Origin of the sequence: Paenibacillus sp. FSL R7-0272, assembly GCF_037969905.1 — a bacterium.
GTDB classification, from domain to species: domain Bacteria; phylum Bacillota; class Bacilli; order Paenibacillales; family Paenibacillaceae; genus Paenibacillus; species Paenibacillus polysaccharolyticus.
This window is the reverse complement of sequence record NZ_CP150221.1, coordinates 4801096-4819883: the sequence shown is the minus strand read 5'-3', so window position 1 is coordinate 4819883 and position 18788 is coordinate 4801096. Positions and strand designations below refer to the sequence as shown.

The following is an 18788-nucleotide window of genomic DNA, read 5'->3' as shown; positions in this document are numbered from 1 at the left end:
ATTCGTTGTTAAACAATATTGAAATCTTGCTCAAACATTCGAGATGGGCTTACAAAAGAAAGCACTCAGGATATACTTGTTTTACAGTAATCAACGAGGAGGTCCAGTGCCCTTGGAAACCGATATTCGAACACAACTGCTCAGCCTGGCTGAGCCGGAATACCAGAAATTCGCCGCTTCCCTTATACCGAATATTTCAAACGTGATGGGTGTGCGCTTGCCGACGATCCGCAAAATAGCCAAACAGATTGCCGTTGCAGACTGGCGTACGTACCTGGATACGGCGCAGGATGACTATTTTGAAGAAGTGATGCTGCAAGCAATGGTCATTGGTCACGTTCAAGCAGATCTGGACGAATTGTTAAAACGTATTGCGGCTTTTGTACCCAAAATGGATAACTGGTCGGTATGTGACAGCTTCTGTGCCGGACTGAAATATACGAAAGTGCATATGGATGCGATGTGGAACTTCATTCAGCCTTATATCAAGTCGGATCAGGAATATGAAATCCGGTTTGGCGTGGTCATGCTGTTGAACTTTTATCTGGAGCCGCCTTATATTCATCAGGTGTTGCCGTTACTTGATCAGATTAAACATGAGGCCTATTATGTGAAAATGGCGGTGGCCTGGGCGATCTCGATCGCGTATGTGAAGCAACCTGAGGTGACCAAGCCGTATTTGCAAAACAATACGCTTGACGATTTTACGTACAACAAAGCACTCCAGAAGATTACGGAATCGTACCGCGTGACATCGGAGGACAAACAAGTGATCCGCAGCATGAAACGCAAGGTGAACAAACAGACAAGTGCCCCAAAACAGACAAGCTCCTGACTCAGATATATATAAAGAAAGGTCGAATATGAAATGAGACAAAAGATGATGTATGCCACGATGTTGCTGGACGGTCGTCCCTGGAGTCTGCTTGCGACCGAAAAGGGACTGTGCCGGATCGTTATGCCGAACGAAACGCTGGAAGACTGGCACGGCTGGATTAGTAAAATTGCCCCGGGTGTTAAACTTGAAGAGAATGAGCAGGCATTAAGACAGACGGGCATGATGGACTGGCTGGAGTCCTATTTTGCAGGGGAAAAGACAGCTTACACAGAGGACATCCCGCTGGACCTGATCGGTACCGAATTTCAGCAACAGGTATGGAAAGCGCTCGGGCGTGTGCCATACGGTGAGACACGTACCTATGGCGATATCGCTGACGTGATCGGACGACCTTCGGCTGTGCGGGCTGTAGGTGCGGCGAACGGGGCGAACCCCATTCCAGTGTTACTGCCATGCCACCGGATTATTGGTGCCAATCGCAAGCTGACGGGTTTTCGTGGTGGTCTCGAGATGAAGCGCAGATTACTCGATATTGAACAAATTGAGGGCGTGACAGATGGCGGACATGCACGGTTTAATTTTTAATTAAAGAGAAAAGAGAAGAGAGAAATGAGGGAAAGACAATGCAACAGCAACAGGCATTCTGGCTGACCAATGTAAGATTGGAACAAGGATATATTCGTGAAGGCGCAGAGGTGACGGGCACACAAACGGGTCTTGCTCATCTGCGGATTGAGAACGGAGTTATTGCTGCCATTGTGGACGCAAAGGCGCAATTGACAGAAGAATTGCCGCGAGTGGATGGCAAAGGTTTGTTATTGTTGCCTTCGTTTGAAGAAGCACATATTCATCTGGACAAAACCTATTATGACGGGCCATGGAAAGCGGTCAGACGCAGCTCCAGCATCTTTGATCGTATTGAAGAGGAGAAGGTATTACTCCCCAAATTGTTACCCGATGCAAAACGGCAGGCGGAAAGCATCCTTGCACGAATACAGGGTTACGGTTCTACACACGTTCGCGCGCACTGCAATATTGAGCCAGTCAGTGGATTAAAACGTTTGGAAGCAACCAAGCAAGCCCTGGAGAGTTACACGGGTAAAATATCTTCAGAGATTGTCGCGTTCCCTCAGCATGGGCTGTTACGATCCAGCTCGGTCGAACTCATGGGACAAGCCATGACAGAGGGTGCAACACATGTAGGCGGACTTGATCCGTATACTGTAGATGAGAACATCGAAAAATCGCTGCATACCATGGTGGAACTGGCAGTCAAACATCAGGCAGGGATCGATATGCATCTGCATGATGGTGGCGAAGCTGGCAAGCAAACGTTACTGGAACTTGTAAGGTTGACTGAAGAAGCAGGGCTTCAGGGTCAGGTGACGGTTAGCCACGCGTTCTGGTTTGCAGGAGCGGAGAAACAGGAAGCCGAGGAGATGGCGAGCCGCATGGCATCGCTGGGAATGAGTGTGGCTTCAACCGTGCCGATGGGCAGAACGATGATGCCACTTCCGATGTTGCAACGTGTGGGTGTAAACGTGAAACTGGCGACAGACAGTCTGACGGATCACTGGTCTCCTTTTGGTAGTGGAGATATGCTTGAAAAGGCTGGACGCTTCGCCGAGCTGTATGGATATAGCGACGAGTTATCGTTGTCCCAGTCAATAGCTACGATTACGGGCGGAGTGACTTCGCTGAATGCAGCAGGGGAGAGCGTATGGCCAAAGGCAGGCGATGTAGCAAGCTTTGTTCTGGTGCAGGCGAGTTGTGCAGCCGAAGCGGTGGCAAGGCGATCTGGAAGGCTGACTGTGTGGTATCAGGGACAATTGGTAAGCGGATCGCTAGCGTAACAGGCATCGCTTTAAGATGTAATAAAACAGAATGAAGGTTAAAGATTAAGCTACGGATGCCGTAGCTTTTTTTGCATGAATAGGCATGAGTCGTGTGGAACTATTTTAGCTCAACATATATAGCCCATATAGAGGAAGAAATTATACGCATAACCCACATTCTGGGTTATGATAGATTATGATTTTACTATTGAAGGAGTTAATCCTATGAACATTACATATGCTTCAAAGGCAGACCATGCATATATCGTTGAAAAAGATCGGCATATCCATCCCACACTTGTTGAGACGAAAATAAAAGAGAAGGAAATATATATCCTCTGGGAAGACGAGGCAAGGATTGGCTGGATGAGATATGGATACTTTTGGGACAACACGCCTTTTATGAACATGATTTGGATCGATGAGCCGTTTCGTGGCCGTGGATCAGGACAACGTGTCGTACAGTATTGGGAAAATGAAATGAAAAAGAAGGGCTTTGATACGGTTATGACTTCTACGCAGTCTGATGAGAGTGCTCAACATTTCTATCGTGGAATTGGATATGTGGATGCAGGAGCTTTACTGTTAGATACACAGCCATTAGAAATTATACTGATGAAGAAAATTGAAGGAGTCATAGTTGAAGGAGAATGAGATATGCGTGATAACATGATAGAGAAACAAGTCACTTTGCAACCGATTACACAGGAAAATGAAAGTGAGTGTATCCTTCTGCAACCGAGGGAAGATCAGCTCACACTGGTAGCGAGCAATGCGGATTCCTTAATCCATGCGACCAAGGAAGTAACTTCAAGACCTTACGGGATCTATGCAGGGAATGAGATGGTCGGGTTTATTTTATTTGATAACGAGATCTATACAGATGGGCATTATTGGATTCTTCGTTTTATGATTGATGGGAAACATCAGGGGCAGGGTTATGGGAAACGTGCCATCCAAGAAGTTATTCACATGTTGCAGGAGCGAAGGGATTGTCGGCAAATCAGGGTATCTCATATTCCGCATAATGTTGCGGCTAATGCACTATACAAGCGTAGTGGGTTCCAGGAAACAGGTGAGTTGGAGGATAACGGCGATATTATTTTAGGTTATCAAGTTAGAGAGTAGAGGTGGCAAAAAATGATCAGAGAAGCCGAAGCCAGGGATGCAGCAACTATTGACAAATTGTACAGGGAGCTGTTGCCTAACCACGCGCATACTGAGGTGCTGGCTGAACGAATTGAAGAGATCCGGCTTCACGAACACAGCTTCCTTTTTGTGTACGAAGTCCGGGAGCAGGTGGTAGGTACGGCACATTTACATATCTGCCTAGACGCTCTGGCAGGAAATCGGCCGTTTGGTTTGGTTGAAAGGGTCGTTATGTCTAGCGAGATGCAGGGCAACGGATACGGAACAGAATTAATGGAACATGTGGAACAGGTATGTTTGCAGATGAATGCATCCAAGATCCTCCTCGCTAGCGGGGCTTCTAGGCAAGGGGCCCATCAATTTTATCAAAAGCTAGGATACGATGGCGAGTCCAGCAAAGCCTTTAAAAAATATCTATAAATTTATTTCCAGAAGAAGGACTAATCCAACAAGATGATAGATAAACATGATCGAATTTTGAACAATAGATTTATTGCCTTAGCGTTCACATTGCTGCTTATGACGTTATGCTGTCTTGGCATTGCGGTGTATCTGCGTGCAAAGTCAGGATCGAATATGTATGCCTTCCTAGACTGGGATATGTTTCTGGCATGGGTTCCGTTTCTCATTTCAACGATGATTGCTCTTATCTTTCGACGTAAGGCTGTGAGACCCGGATGGATGGGTATGTTGTTGACAGGTTTGCTCGGAATGATCTGGCTGTTCTTTTTGCCTAATGCGGCCTATCTGTTTACAGAAATGTTGCATGCATTCCGGTATTTTATTGCTCAGCCTGAGAGTGCTTTTTGGTTCGAGATGGATTTCTGGTACAGTCTGGCCCTTACGTTTGGTGTAGCTATTTTAGGGTTGATGCTCTCCACATGTTCTATAAGGCAAATAGAACATGTGCTGCAATTGTTCGTACACAGGTTCGTTTGCTGGGTTATTGTCGGATTCATTTTACTTCTAAGTGGTCTGGGCGTATATATCGGGAGATTTAATCGCTGGAATTCATGGGATATCGTGTCCAGACCCCGGCAGGTTGTTATCGATTTGATGAATGATTTTAGTTCAGAAAGCGGTCTTCCGGTGGCGTTTGTTACGCTGATGTTTGTGATCCAGGCATTTGCATATGTCATTATTTCATTGATAGGTAGTTCGATTACTCGGGAGGTAAGAAAATGAGCAATACTTCTGATTTTATCCATCAATTGCCCAGCATTTCTGAATGTCAGCGAATCTTCAAGGCAGTAGCGATGCTGGATGCAATTCTAATGCCAGAATGGGAGTACAGGTATTATTCGTACAATGCGCAGTGGGATGCGAACGAACAGATGGCTTCGATGAGAGATGGGGAGGGAGATCACTATTTCGCGTTATTTGATTCGAGCAACCGTTTAATCATCAAAGGTTACGACAAAGCTTATGCTTCCCTACATAAAGATCAACTTGGTGATGTATTGAAGGGTGTGCCGGCAGATTTCAAAACAACGTTTCTGGACGAGCCTGCTTTTATGATGGATTTGACCAGCTTCTGCATCTGGAATGAAAAGGGAAATAATGAATGGATTTCGAGTCAACAGCTCGCGGATGAAGCCTATGCTCTACTTCAAGTTCTTGTGGGCGGTGCGGAGCACTACCATGCATGGGCCCAGAATTACTACGAGATTGAACTTGATCTAGAGCCGATCTGGCATGTTTTTGACATGAAACCGTTAAACGAACAACTGTTACAGGCATTAAACCCGGAGATCGAGTTAGATGAGTTGGAAGAGGACATTGCAGAAATCGGATACCCGGCTTAGGAGGAAGGACATATGCATTTAACAGAATGGTCTGCAGGTACACTTCAATATGATCTGTCGGATGAATACTCGATTCGCCTTGCGGATGTTACGGAGTGGGGATTATTTTGTACCATCTATTATGATATGGGATACGTCGGATTTTTTAGGGAAGAAGAATTCAGTTCCTCAAGATGCAGTGCGTACTGGATCTATCGCGGGGAAAGTAAAATAGGTGGTGTGCGAATGGAGCCTAACAAGATGTATCATTTGTTTCTCATTCCGCCATTCCAGCAAGGCTTTGAGATCGTCAAGCTGCTGAAACAGAAATTAATGCAGTGGTCGGATCGGAGTAAACGAATTCTGACATTTGAGATTCTACCAGGTCAAGTGGACTGGTTTGCGAGAGCGGGATTCTGGCCGGCCGAATTCAGATGCCGCTGGATGCAGCGTCCTACGGATCATTTCGAGGTGGATTGGGACAGCAGGGTGACTGTTAAGAGCCCAGAGATTATTGGAAAAGCATCAGGCGGTTTCAAATATGTAAACGAAGAGGAAATCGCCCAGTGTGATCTGGAAAGTTTCGGTGGAAGTCTAGAAGCAACGCGCAGAAAGCAGAGCTCTCTTGAAGATTTTACACCTGACGAAGATCCTAATTATACCAATGAAATCCTGACTCAGGCATCTACATTGGTATACGATCAAGCATCAGGTCAACTGGTCGCCAACTGCCGCTTATGTCTACAGGACAATCAGGCTGCGGTATACAGTATAGGCGTAATCCCCTCGTACAGAGGCAGAGGAATTGCTACCCAAATGTTACAAAGAGCATTAACGATGCTCAAGGGGCACTATCCATTTTTACGACTGTATGTGATGGAAGGCAATGATGCCGAGTCGGCATATCTGAATCTGGGTTTTGTACAGGGTGTTCAGGAGATTCAGACGATGTATATACCAGAGGAGGAAGCGGAATGAAGGCGGCCATTTTAACCGATATTCATGGAAATATTCCTGCGCTTCAAGCTGTGCTAAATGATATCGATCAACAGGGGGACATTGAACAAATATTTTGTTTAGGGGATATGATTGGTATTGGTCCTTATTCGAATGAAGTCATCGAAATGTTGTATAGCCGCGAACATATGACAGCCATTGCAGGGAATCACGAAGCCGCTGTGCTTCATTTGCTTCAAGGCAGAGGGCCACTAGAAGGACACAAAGGAATGAAGGAGCATCATGAGTGGGTTGGCGGTCAGCTGAGTCAGGAATCGATCAAGAGAATACAGAACCTGCCCCAATCAATCGAAAAAGAAGTCGAAGGACATCATATACTTTTGACTCATTATCATATGAATGATAACAAGCTGGATACGATTGACCGGGAACCCTCAGGCGTGAAATGGGATGTAAAATATAAAGGAACACCTTATGACTTGATCTGTTTTGGACATTATCACATACTGCATTATTTCAGAACAGAGCAGCGGGTTTACATGAATCCTGGAGCATTGGGATGCAATGATCTTGCGGTGGCAAGATACGGAATTGTGGATTTTCAGAAGGAACGTCTGGATCTGAGATTTACAGCGGTTCCCTATGACAACAGGCAGTATCTTCAAGCGTATGAGCACCTGAACGTTCCAGATAAGGATTTTATTTTGAAAGCGTTCCATGGAAATCAACTCGAAAAAGAAATGTTGTAGAGGGCGGGCGGTCTAACGAGATCGCCCTCTTTATTTCCGAAAAAAGAGGAGAAGATCATTATATTTTTTGTGATTATTTGTTTACTTGTACTTTTAATTCTAGGTCAATATGTCATCAAAACAGCCATTGATACATCCAAAAATACTCAGTATACGAAAGAGATTTTGGAAGAGTTAAAGGAAATTAAGTCTTTATTGAAAGAGAGACAGTAACGATAGCTTAATGAAGAGGTGAGGGTATGATTCATGATTTAAAAGGGGAGGGAAATATGCCTTCTGTCACGGGGATGCTTTTCGCCGCGGTTAAAGAGAACAGTGATCGTCTGAAATCCATCACGGATTCCATGTCACAGGATGAGGTCGATTACAGAGGACCTGGCAACCTATATAACAGTACAGCTCAGTTACTGAGACATATCACGTTCGTTGACCTGAACTGGGTGTATCGCATCAAAGGAAAAACGTTACCTTACGATATGTTGGAGCAATACGGTCCCATGATTGATGAAAATAACAAACTTCCTTTCATAGCGGGGATATCCAGAGACACACTTATTTCTCAACATCAGTTGATCATGAACATGCTACAGGAAACATGCACAATTCTTACGGATGCGGATATGGATATCGTAGTTACTTTCGGGCATACGAATGAAAAGCAAGCTTCTGTTCGCTGGGGACTTTGGCACATGGCTGACCACAATCGTTATCATCAGGCGCATATAAATCAGTTGCGGAAATGGTTCCACACTCATACATCTGATCGATGAAGGGAGGGCGCAAATGAATAAATGATAAAATAGGTTGTAACTAAAGTTCAATTCAGGTTGTTTTTATTATAAGAATAGTGGGAGCCCGTGGAAACGTGGAACAGAAGATTATTGAAAATCATAATTCGGTGTTGAGCATGTTTGCTCATGTGGTGGACATGGCACACATTACGAGGTGATGAAGAATGAATAACACACGAAATATCAAACGATTTTGGTTGGTTATGGGCACTGTGGTAGCAGCGCTAGCCCTGTACTTCTTTTTTATGAACAACCGGTTTGTGGATATTGAAACCCCTTTATCTAGCGCGGAGATTGTCCATGCAGATACGAGCAAAGCGATATATACCAAGGGTGGCAGCGGAGTACAGATCCGTTTTGATGAGGCTGTTTTAAATGAAGCAGAAACAAGCAGAGTTGTTGATTGGTTGAATGAAGCTCCAGCCTCAGCGAAGACGGCTGTAGATCGCATTGAGGGCAGCATTCATATGGGCATCGCTCTGAGATTGAAGCATAACAATCAGGTCATGATACAATACAACGGCAAACAGATTTATGTTACGAAGATTGGCCGTTTTAGCAAAATTTCGAGGTACGCACTGCACCATCAGGCGTTGGAGAGTTACCTGGATCAAAAGCTGGAGGGAACCTATTACGGAGGAGATCTGGCTAAGGAGGAACAGGAGGAGACGTAATGAAGATACACAAAAAAATATTCAATCTTTCGGCCTGGCTTGCTGTATTGGCTGTCTTTTTTATTCCGGGAACGCTGAATAATGATAACGAACCTTTAAGAACCGAGTATGGATTCCCGCTTCGTTTTTTGACGGATTATCATGTCTCGAATTCAAACGGATCAATCTGGTTTATATCCAATATGCATATTAATTTACTGGTATATTTCGTGAATGTTCTATTTATTTATGCTGGAATACATGTGATTGTCTATATCAAAAAAAGATTAACTAAGAAATCAGTGGAGTGAATAATAATCTATTGAATTGATCAAGAAGCTATAATGACCTAAGTACAGCAACATAGGAGGCTAAGGTATGGAAACCTTTTTTCGATACAACTGGATCGTCCGTGAACAGTGGTATGTGTGGTGTGCAGACCTGCCGCCAGAAGAATTGCTTCGACCGCGTACAGGTGGTGTGGGAAGTATCCTGAAGACTTTTTTTCATATCATTGATGTCGAGTGGAGCTGGCTTCAACTGCTACAAGGAAAACCGGATACTGCGGAGGATTTTGCAAACTACCAGACGCTCGAAACTGTTCGTGAGCTGGACCGCAAGCTACATCAAGATGTAGAAGCATTTGTTTTATTGTGGGAGCCGAGCATGGAAAAGAGAACTTACATCGACCGCCGAACCGACGGACACGTGCATATCGATGCTTGGGGCGAAGTTATGCGTCATGTAATTGCACATGAAATTCATCATATAGGGCAGTTATCTGTATGGGCAAGAGAACTTGGCCGAGAGCCCGTATCTGCTAATGTTATAGGCAAAGGATTGATTGAACCTAACCATGGTAAAGGGCCGTGAGGTGAGTACAAGTGATACAACTTAGCAGTATTCGCTGGGTTCAACTGGATGAAGCGATTCGGCAGGAAATAGGTCAGGAGCATCGGATGATCCCGCTTAAGCCTGGATTGGAAGCGGATGTTATGCGTGTTGAACTTCATGATCAGCTGTATGTACTGAAAATCTGGAATAAGGACTCACGCCCGGATATTAGAAAACAATATCAGTTGTTGCATAGTCTCACACAAAGCGGGATTCAGGTTTCCAAGCCATATGGCTGGGGAACAGATGAACATCAGAATCAAGTGCTGCTCACAAGTTACGATGGTGTGCCGGTTACCCGGCTAGATCAAGGGATATTAAGACGGCTTGCTCAGATTTTGAATGATATTCACCAGCATCCAGTCCGTGTTAAAGAGCCACAAAGGAAAGAAGCAAAACAAGATTACATTCCTCATTACAAATTCGTCGAATATTTTTTTCCTCAGCTGGCTAAGCACCGAGATATCCATCACATTGTTCATGACTTGATGAAACGTATAAAGGTCAGACAGGATCACTTCATTCATGGTGACTACAACCTAGGAAATATCGTAGAGATGGATGGAAAATACACCGTTATAGACTGGACCAACGGACAGTACGGAGACCCGAGATATGATGCGGCATGGTCTGTTTTTCTAATCACCATCTATAACGGAAGAGAGTTGGGAATGTTTTATCAGGCCGAATTACGAGCGGTTGCCGGCGGTACGCTGGATGAGGAGGAGGGTTTTGAAGCATTGGCCTGGTTACGCTGGGTGTTACTCTCGCGCGAAGGCGATGTTCCGAGAAATGCAGAAGTCATGCGGCGCATCTCAGATATAGCTACTCATAACCCTTACCTCCAAGCAGACTTGTTGTAAATGAAACATCCCCTCTATAGGGCATTTCCTTTAAGTTCCAAAAATACGATTTGGTATTCGAAATATCTTTTTAAGGTGGCCTACAAGCCTGTCCTAAACTCGCATTTTCTGCATACCTATGGTAGTAGAGGAGCGTGATGAGTAATGGAACAGAAGGTACAGACTTACTTTGAACTGAAACAGCAGCAGAAAGAGATCGAACAACAGTTATCTGTATTGAGAGATGAGATTGTGGCATACTGTGCGCAGCAAGGCGTATATGAGACCGAAGTAGGCGGATATAAGGTGAAAACGGTGCTCCAGCACCGCAAGGAATATGACGATCAGAAGCTGTACGCATCGTTGCCTGACCCAGAGATCTGGAGGCTGCTGTCCAAGGTGGACAGCCATAAGCTGAAAAGCCTGATCAAGCTTAATGTACTCTCTGAAGAACAAGTCAGCCCGGCATGTACAGTGAAGCAAGTGACTTTGCTACAGATAGACAAGTTATAACGTATATTGCCTGCATTTCTTCTTTTTGTGCTGAAATTGGTAGAATTTCAGGGGGGAGAAGGTTTATTTTGTTCAGGGAAAGCGCATTCATTATCCGTTATGATGAAGAAATAAATCTGCGAGGAGGAACCAGGATGTCTACCGAAATTCCGTCCCTACATGCTGCTTATGCCAATGCGTTCAAGATAGGTGCAGCAGTACATACGAGAATGCTACAATCCGAAGGGGAATTTATTGCGAAGCACTACAATAGTGTTACTGCGGAGAATCAGATGAAGTTTGAAGAAGTTCATCCGCGAGAACATGAATATACGTTTGATGCAGCAGATGAGATCGTTGATTTTGCAGTGGGCCGTGCGATAGGTGTACGTGGTCACACGTTGGTATGGCACAACCAGACGCCGGCATGGGTGTTTGAGGATGCTTCCGGCGGACCGGCTTCGAGGGAACTGATGTTGTCCCGCTTGAAGCAGCATATCGATACCGTTGTTGGCCGTTACAAAGGACAGATCTACGCATGGGATGTGGTAAACGAGGCGATCGAAGACAAGACTGACGTGATCATGCGAGATACAAAATGGTTGCGATTGCTGGGAGAAGATTACCTGGCACAGGCATTCCATATGGCTCATGAAGCTGATCCTGATGCATTGCTGTTTTACAACGATTACAACGAGACTAATCCGGTCAAACGGGAGAAAATATACAATCTAGTAAAATCACTGCTGGATCAAGGGGTTCCGGTTCATGGTATTGGAATGCAGGGTCACTGGAATATTCATGGACCGTCCATAGAAGAGATCCGTGAAGCCATTGAACGTTATGCTTCACTGGATGTGCAGCTTCACGTCACTGAATTGGATATATCTGTGTTTCAACATGATGATACGCGCACTGATCTGACAGAGCCAACGTCTGAGATGATGGAGCTTCAGGAGAAACGGTATGAGGAGATTTTCAAGCTGTTCCGGGAGTATCAATCCAATATTACTTCTGTAACATTCTGGGGTGCGGCTGATCATTATACGTGGTTGGATCATTTCCCGGTACGTGGCCGCAAAAACTGGCCATTTGTGTTCGATACCAAGCAGCAACCGAAGGATTCATTTTGGCGCATTCTCGGACGAAAGTAAGAAGAAAGCTAAGGCAAAATTTCAGGCTCAATTTAGATATACGTTTAAGCTAAGCATACAGCGCGCAGCTGAGTGTTTTGGAATTACAGCCTTACATGCGGACCCCATAAAAAGGGTTAAGCCTGTAAGGCTTTTTTGAAGTATCTTATATATAGAGCAGATTTATTCGAATAATAGCATTGTCACATGGACGGTACGATGCCATACTGGAGAAAAAAAGGGGAAATGGCAGGTGAATCCAATGTACAAGGTCATTGTAGCAGATGATGAGCCGTTTATGCTGGAAGGCTGGAAAACGATGATCGATTGGCAAGGCTGCGGATATGAGTTGTGTGGAACTGCGACCGATGGAGAAGAAGCGCTGGAACTGATCAATCATGTAAATCCGGATTTGGTGGTAACCGATATCCAGATGCCTGTGCTTGATGGACTGGGGTTGATCCGAACCATGCGTGAAGAGTTAAAATATGATTCCCAGATCGTGATCGTAACAGGGTATTCCGAGTTTGGTTATGCACAGCAGGCGATACGATATCGGGTGAATGAATATGTGCTCAAACCTTTGGTGCCAGAAGAAATTCACGAGTTATTACGGAACCTGATCGTACCGCTGGATACCCAACGGCAGGAAATAGAGATCAAGCTTGCGGAAGAGCAATATCACGCCATGGAGATGCTGGACTCAACTACGGATGACGACGGCATGCTGGATGAGGCGGATCTGGAGAAAATGGCATCGCGGGCACGGCAGTTTATCGCGTTAATCGAGGCAGGAGATGTAACAGGCGTTGCTCGCATTGTTGATGATATGCTACAGGAGATACAAGAATCTCGGGCCGCGATGATCTGGGCTCAAAGCGCAGTCAGATACATCCATGGAGAACTACTACGCAGATATAGCATGATCGGAGCAGATCAGACTCTTCTCCAAGTGCGAACCTGGCATCATACAGAGAGTTGGTTCATGGGGGACTTGAAGAAATTGTTTATTCGGATTACGGAAACGTTTGCTTCAATGGCTCAGGCTGATCCGGGTTCCAGTGGTCTGGTGGCAGAGGCTGTCCAGTATCTGAAGGAGCATTATCGTACCAAAATCAAACTGCAGCAGCTCGCTAATCACATTCATGTCAACTCGGCTTATCTAGGTCAGCAGTTCAAGCGTGAGATGGGAGTCAGCTTCAGTGAATATGTTCATCGTCTTCGTATTGAAGAGGCACGCAGGATGCTCCGCCGAACCAATATGAAAATCTCAGATATTGCATTTGAATTGGGCTATCATGATGCGGAGTATTTTACGGAAAAATTTAAAGCGCTTACAGGTGAACTTCCATCTCTATATAAAAACAACAACCAAGGGTGATTATGTGCATAAGAAGAAGAGGACTTTTCATACGGTAAACGACATCCCCCTTCGATATAAATTTCTGCTGATCTATGTGGTCAGTATTCTGCTACCGATTATTGCGATTAATCTGTTTTTCTATCAACGAACATCTGCAGATATCAAAGTACGGGAACAGGAAAATCTGCGCAAATCGATTGATAGAGCCGCAGGAGAATTGGTTGGTATGATTGATGAGAGCGTGGCGCTAAGCCGTATGATTGCCGCCGATGATTCCTTATATGAAGCTCTGGATCGTACCTACGCGTCACCTGTGGATTATTACAACGAATATCATGTTTTCCTGCGTGACAAATTGACACGGTATATGTCGGCCAATATTTTGGAAGTCCGAATTTATACGGATAACGATACCATTCAGACCGGTAGTCACTACATTGTCATGAAGGACAAAACGACATCGTTGCCGGGCATGGAGCAGTTAAATCAAGCAAACGGCGATATTTTAGTTATTGATTACGAAGAACAGTCTGGATTTAGCCGCGGGAAGCGAATTAGTGTTATTGGGAAAATGAAGACATTTACTTCATATGCTACCTACGCGAAGTATTCCAAAATTGATCTCGAAGTGAATCGCATTTACAGCATCCTTAATCGGGAGACAAACAGCCTGCAGCTCAGACTTGTGGACGGAAATAGCCGTCCGGTCGTTTCCAGTGCACGCTTCCCGGCAGAGGGATGGTCTTCCGATGCGAAGTCCGAATATATCATGGAGAAGTCACTTGGTAATCTGGCTTATCTGGACGGCTGGAAGCTGATCGGTGTTGCGGATACGCGGCATGTGGATCAGTTGTTGGACGAAGCGCGTAATTCCATTTTGTGGCTGGCGATTATCAGTGTCATCGTACCCTCGGTGCTCATTTACTTTATTTTGCGTTCGTACCACTACCGTATCCGTAAATTGTCACGGCATATGGAGAAAGTGCGGAATGAACGTTTTGACCTGATCGAGATCCAGGAAGGTCGGGACGAGATTGGCGGGTTAATTCGCACGTTTAATATGATGATCAGCAAAATCCATTCCCTGATTAACGACGTGTACAAACTGGAGATCAGGCACAAGGATCTGGAACTGGATCAAGTCCGAACGGAGTTATCTATGCTCCAGAGCCAGATGAATCCACATTTTCTGTTTAATACACTGAACGCATTACTCGTCGTAAGCACTAAAAACGGCTATACCGAAGTATCTGAGATTATTAAAAGCTTATCTTTACTCATGAGACAGTTGCTCAGCAGATCAGACAACTTGATCCCACTCGAAGAGGAGTTACAATTCACAACACTTTATCTTCAAATTGAGAAGTTCAGATTCGGAGAGTTGTTTGATTATACTCTGGATATTGATCCAAAGGCTGCGGGCAAACGTATTCCGCGTATGAGTATTCAGCCGCTGGTGGAGAATGCGTGCAAACATGGATTGCAAGCACGCAAAAATGGGCGATTAATTCATATTACCGCAAAGCTAGGTGAATCCGGACTGGTTATTCGTGTTATCGATAACGGGATCGGGATGGAGCAGGATAAACTGCGGCAATTAATACAGGACGTACGCTCGGATCAGGCGAAGGACGGTTCACATGTGGGCATTCGTAATGTCTATCGCCGCCTGGAATTATTTTATGAAGGGGATGCAACGTTCACGATTCGCAGTGAGAAGGGCAGCGGTACGGAAGCCGGATTTCATATTCCGACAGATAGACTGTGACTGATGAACAAAGGGGGACAGCAAGATGTATAAAGTACTATTGGTGGATGATGAGCCGTTTGCGATTGAAGGCCTGCAGTTGTTAATTGATTGGCGAAAATTCGGTTTTGAAATTAACGGTGTGTGCACGAATGGAGAAGAGGCAGTCGAAGCGATCCGTACGAGTAAACCTGATCTGGTTGTCACGGATATTCATATGCCAGCGATGAACGGACTGGAATTGATTGAAGAGGCACGCCGTCTGGGGCACGATTCCACAATGTTTGTCATTACAAGTGGCTACAGCGATTTTAATTACGCGAGGCAGGCTATTCGTCTTGGCGTCAGCAATTACTTAACCAAACCTGTGGATACGATGGAAGCGGACGATATGCTGGAGCGACTGGCGCAGGAGTTGAAGGAGAAGCAAGAGCGCGAAGTTGTTCGTGAACAGGCCAAAGTACAGGAAACCCGGCATGTTTTGGCTACACTGGTTACCGGACAGGAAGTTGAGGATGCAGAACAGATGGCTCACGATATCGCTCATTTGTATGAGCGAGCTCAGAAGTGGACGTATGTGAAAGTGAGATTTCAGCGTGCTGATTCTGGTCAGATTCGCTCGATGATTCATGAGACCGTAAGCCGTGAACCGTGCTGTTATGTGGTGGAAAATGAACAGGATACCTGCGGTATTGTCTGGGGTGAAGTGTCCTCAGAGTTAGAAACATGGCAAGGAAGAGATCATCGGGATTTTGCGGAAAGGTTGTTGTCTGACTTAAATGAAGTTGTTCCAGACGGAGTTCAGTTTGCCGTAGGTTTGCCTGTGCAGCAACCGGAAGCCTTATCTCTTTCCAGAAGTATGGCTATCGAGACGGAGCGTTTTTTGTTTCTGCACCAAGGGAATTTGCTATTCGCCGAAGATCTTCAGGAACAACGTCTAAGATTTAATCCCGAATCTCTCCGTGAAGTGGATCTCATTATGGAGCATCTGGAAAACGGTTCGCCAGAACAATTAAGTCTGTCGATTAGAGAAGCATTCCATCAATTTGTAATGAACAAGACTGCACCTGAATTTGTGCACATATTCATGACCCATATTTTATTCCGCGGTTTTTCTCTATGCAAGGAGCTTGGAGGAGAAACGAAGGATCTGTTGCTGGATACAGCCTTTCATTCCGATGACCGGTATCACTGGAACATCGAAAAATCAGCGAGTATGATGGAAAAGTTTTGCTTGAAGTGTCAAGCTGTGGCATCATCTCTACGTCAAAAACAGCTTGGTGGAACACAGGCGATGGTAGCTGAATACTTGCAAGCGCATTTTAGAGAGACCTTTACCATTAAGGAGCTTGCCGAGCGATTCTTCATGCATCCTGTGCATCTGGGCCAATCTTTTATGCGCAAATATGGCAAGGGTGTTCTGGACATGGTACATGATCTTAGGATAGAGGAAGCGATGAGACTGCTCAGAGATTCAGACGATGCTTCATGTGCGATTGCAGAGCAGGTTGGTTATAAGAGTTACCAGCATTTCCTGAAACAGTTCGAGCGGAGAACAGGGCTGAAACCGGCTGAGTATCGCCTTAAGCATGCTAAGTAGAGCACATATAAGGAGGTATGATCCGGTTCAAGACCTCCTGCAATTAAGGGGGGGAGATGCTTAAATCTGTTTATTTTGAAACCGCATACATTTCCTCATAATGAAATCAGTAAGGCAAACCACTTCCAAGGAGGCGCAATACATGGGGGGATTGAAGAAAAAGAAACTTTGGGGTTCCGTTTCTCTTGTTCTGGCACTAACTCTGGCACTGGCAGGATGCAGTGGAGAAGAGGCCAAAACGACGACACCCGATGGTAAGGAAGTATTAAACATCTCGGCATTTATTGGTACACCAAATCAGGCACCGGCAGCGGATAACCGCATCTACAAAAAGATTGAAGATGAGCTGGGTGTCAAACTAAACATGGAGTTTCTGGTCGGTGACTTGCAACAGAAGCTAGGTGTTATGGTTGCGGGTGGAGAATACCCGGATCTGATTACAGCAGATACCAAACTGGTTGCGGCCGGCGCGGTTATTCCACTGGAGGATCTGATCGAGCAACATGCTCCAAATCTCAAAAAGCATTACGCAAAAGACTGGGAACGGATGAAAGATTCCAGTGATGGACATATCTACTGGTTGCCAAACTACGGTGTATACACGGGTGAGTTCATCAGTAACTACTATTCCGGTCCTGCGTTCTGGATTCAAAAGCAGGTACTGAAAGAAGCCGGATATCCAACACCGAAAACACTTGATGAGTATATGAAACTGATTCGTGATTATACTGCAAAACATCCAACAACAGCGGATGGACAGCCAACGATTGGTTTCACAACTTTGGCTTCCGACTGGAGAACCTTTCCACTGCTCAATCCGCCAGAGCATTTGACAGGTCATCCGAATGATGGCGGGGTTGTGGTTGATGATAAAGGTGTTGCAAGCGTATTCGCGGATAAAGATATTTCGAAAAGATATTATAAAGAGCTGAACAGTCTCTATAATGAAGGACTGCTTGATAAAGAAGCTTTCGTTCAGAACTATGACCAGTATCTGGCTAAAATCTCATCTGGACGTGTTGTCGGTATGTTTGACCAACACTGGAACTTCCAGCAAGGTGAAGATCCGCTCGTAGCTCAGAACAAAATTGGTGAAACGTATGTTGGTTTCCCACTTGTATATGACACAAGCATTAAGGATCACTACCTGGATCGTCCAGTTATCAACTTGAACAACGGTTTTGGTATCAGTAAAGATGCTAAAGATCCTGTTGCAATCCTGGAATTCCTGGATAAGTTGATGGATGAGAAGTATCAAAAGTTGCTGTCTTGGGGTGAAGAGGGCGTAGACTACATGGTTAACGATAAAGGCAGATTCTATCGTACACCTGAACAACGTCTTCAGCAGGAAGACCCGGCATGGAAACTGGCTAACAAAGCAGAAGGTTTCTACGGTGCAGCACCGAAAATGGAAGGTACTTTCTCGGATGGCAACGCGATTGGTGCAACCAATCAGCCTGAAGAATTCTATGATGGCTTGAAGAAAGAGGATAAAGAATTGCTGGATGCGTACGGTTTCAAAACATGGAGTGATTTCTTCTCTCCTGCACCTGAAAACCCAGTGTATTATCCAGCATGGCAAGTAGACTTGAAAGAAGGTTCAGATGCTTCGGTAGCCAATAAACAAATGACCGATACATCGCTGAAGTACTTGCCTAGAGCGATCATGTCCAATTCAGATCAATTTGATTCGATCTGGAGCGAGTATGTGGACGCTTACAAGAAAATCAACGTGAAAGCGTATGAAGACCGAATCAATGAGCAATTACAATGGCGGATTCAGAACTGGACCGTGAAATAAATAAAAGCGGCTGTTGGATTAGCTCGGAAGGTGTCAGGTGCATGGATGTAAATCATGCCTTGTGCCTTCCGAGCAATTCATCCCTAAAATCCGCTGTACGTTGATAGGAGGAGTGAAAGATGGCGAATACGCCGGGAGCCATACAGGAAAAATCTGCTCC

At 45.1% G+C, this 18788-nt stretch carries 21 protein-coding genes; all 21 read left to right on the top strand.

All coding sequences use genetic code 11. The features are described from left to right. Nucleotides 1–112: 112 nt before the first annotated feature. The 21 genes from MKY23_RS21360 to MKY23_RS21260 all read left to right on the top strand — a co-directional run bounded on the left by MKY23_RS21360 (nt 113) and on the right by MKY23_RS21260 (nt 18628). A complete protein-coding gene (locus MKY23_RS21360; protein WP_154983350.1) occupies nt 113–835 on the top strand; it encodes a DNA alkylation repair protein in 723 nt (240 codons plus the stop codon). 33 nt (nt 836–868) lie between these two features. After that, entirely contained in the window at nt 869–1423 is a 555-nt protein-coding gene (locus MKY23_RS21355) for a methylated-DNA--[protein]-cysteine S-methyltransferase (protein WP_154983349.1), read from the top strand. A 38-nt stretch (nt 1424–1461) separates the two neighbouring features. Beyond that, nucleotides 1462–2691: an amidohydrolase gene (locus MKY23_RS21350; RefSeq protein WP_154983348.1), complete on the top strand. Its 1230-nt coding sequence runs from the start codon at nt 1462–1464 to the stop codon at nt 2689–2691. Nucleotides 2692–2898: 207 nt separating this feature from the next. Continuing rightward, entirely contained in the window at nt 2899–3327 is a 429-nt protein-coding gene (locus MKY23_RS21345) for a GNAT family N-acetyltransferase (protein WP_154983433.1), read from the top strand. 3 nt (nt 3328–3330) lie between these two features. Then, complete coding sequence (locus tag MKY23_RS21340; protein WP_154957955.1) at nt 3331–3801, top strand: GNAT family N-acetyltransferase; 471 nt, start codon at nt 3331–3333, stop codon at nt 3799–3801. A 12-nt stretch (nt 3802–3813) separates the two neighbouring features. Further along, entirely contained in the window at nt 3814–4242 is a 429-nt protein-coding gene (locus MKY23_RS21335; RefSeq protein ID WP_154957954.1) for a GNAT family N-acetyltransferase, read from the top strand. A gap of 33 nt (nt 4243–4275) precedes the next feature. Then, the gene (locus MKY23_RS21330) at nt 4276–5007 is read left to right on the top strand and encodes a DUF1361 domain-containing protein (protein WP_154957953.1); all 732 of its coding nucleotides are present in this window, start codon (nt 4276–4278) and stop codon (nt 5005–5007) included. Next, on the top strand, nt 5004–5627 hold the full coding sequence (locus MKY23_RS21325; RefSeq protein WP_154957952.1) for a hypothetical protein: 624 nt from the start codon (nt 5004–5006) through the stop codon (nt 5625–5627). The genes MKY23_RS21330 and MKY23_RS21325 overlap by 4 nt, the downstream gene beginning before the upstream one ends. Nucleotides 5628–5639: 12 nt before the next feature. Further along, a complete protein-coding gene (locus MKY23_RS21320) occupies nt 5640–6584 on the top strand; it encodes a GNAT family N-acetyltransferase (protein ID WP_154957951.1) in 945 nt (314 codons plus the stop codon). Continuing rightward, nucleotides 6581–7312 (top strand): metallophosphoesterase family protein, encoded by a 732-nt coding sequence (locus tag MKY23_RS21315; RefSeq protein WP_154957950.1) that lies wholly within the window; start codon nt 6581–6583, stop codon nt 7310–7312. The genes MKY23_RS21320 and MKY23_RS21315 overlap by 4 nt, the downstream gene beginning before the upstream one ends. 239 nt (nt 7313–7551) lie before the next feature. Then, entirely contained in the window at nt 7552–8082 is a 531-nt protein-coding gene (locus MKY23_RS21310) for a DinB family protein (RefSeq protein WP_154983347.1), read from the top strand. A 185-nt stretch (nt 8083–8267) separates the two neighbouring features. Further along, nucleotides 8268–8777: a hypothetical protein gene (locus tag MKY23_RS21305; RefSeq protein WP_154957948.1), complete on the top strand. Its 510-nt coding sequence runs from the start codon at nt 8268–8270 to the stop codon at nt 8775–8777. Continuing rightward, nucleotides 8777–9067, top strand: a complete 291-nt coding sequence (locus MKY23_RS21300; protein WP_154957947.1) for a hypothetical protein — start codon at nt 8777–8779, stop codon at nt 9065–9067. Before MKY23_RS21305 ends, MKY23_RS21300 begins: the two co-directional genes overlap by 1 nt. 67 nt (nt 9068–9134) lie before the next feature. Then, the gene (locus MKY23_RS21295; protein ID WP_339832057.1) at nt 9135–9629 is read left to right on the top strand and encodes a DinB family protein; all 495 of its coding nucleotides are present in this window, start codon (nt 9135–9137) and stop codon (nt 9627–9629) included. An 11-nt stretch (nt 9630–9640) separates the two neighbouring features. Next, nucleotides 9641–10513 (top strand): aminoglycoside phosphotransferase family protein, encoded by an 873-nt coding sequence (locus tag MKY23_RS21290; RefSeq protein ID WP_339832055.1) that lies wholly within the window; start codon nt 9641–9643, stop codon nt 10511–10513. Between the two features lie 144 nt (nt 10514–10657). Further along, a complete protein-coding gene (locus MKY23_RS21285) occupies nt 10658–11005 on the top strand; it encodes a hypothetical protein (protein WP_090915355.1) in 348 nt (115 codons plus the stop codon). A gap of 134 nt (nt 11006–11139) precedes the next feature. After that, complete coding sequence (locus tag MKY23_RS21280; protein WP_339832051.1) at nt 11140–12138, top strand: endo-1,4-beta-xylanase; 999 nt, start codon at nt 11140–11142, stop codon at nt 12136–12138. 241 nt (nt 12139–12379) lie between these two features. Then, entirely contained in the window at nt 12380–13498 is a 1119-nt protein-coding gene (locus tag MKY23_RS21275; RefSeq protein WP_090915695.1) for a response regulator, read from the top strand. Next, nucleotides 13458–15248: a sensor histidine kinase gene (locus MKY23_RS21270; protein WP_339832049.1), complete on the top strand. Its 1791-nt coding sequence runs from the start codon at nt 13458–13460 to the stop codon at nt 15246–15248. The genes MKY23_RS21275 and MKY23_RS21270 overlap by 41 nt, the downstream gene beginning before the upstream one ends. Nucleotides 15249–15273: 25 nt before the next feature. After that, nucleotides 15274–16827 (top strand): response regulator, encoded by a 1554-nt coding sequence (locus tag MKY23_RS21265; RefSeq protein ID WP_339832047.1) that lies wholly within the window; start codon nt 15274–15276, stop codon nt 16825–16827. 142 nt (nt 16828–16969) lie between these two features. After that, on the top strand, nt 16970–18628 hold the full coding sequence (locus MKY23_RS21260) for an ABC transporter substrate-binding protein (protein ID WP_154983343.1): 1659 nt from the start codon (nt 16970–16972) through the stop codon (nt 18626–18628). Nucleotides 18629–18788: the final 160 nt, after the last annotated feature.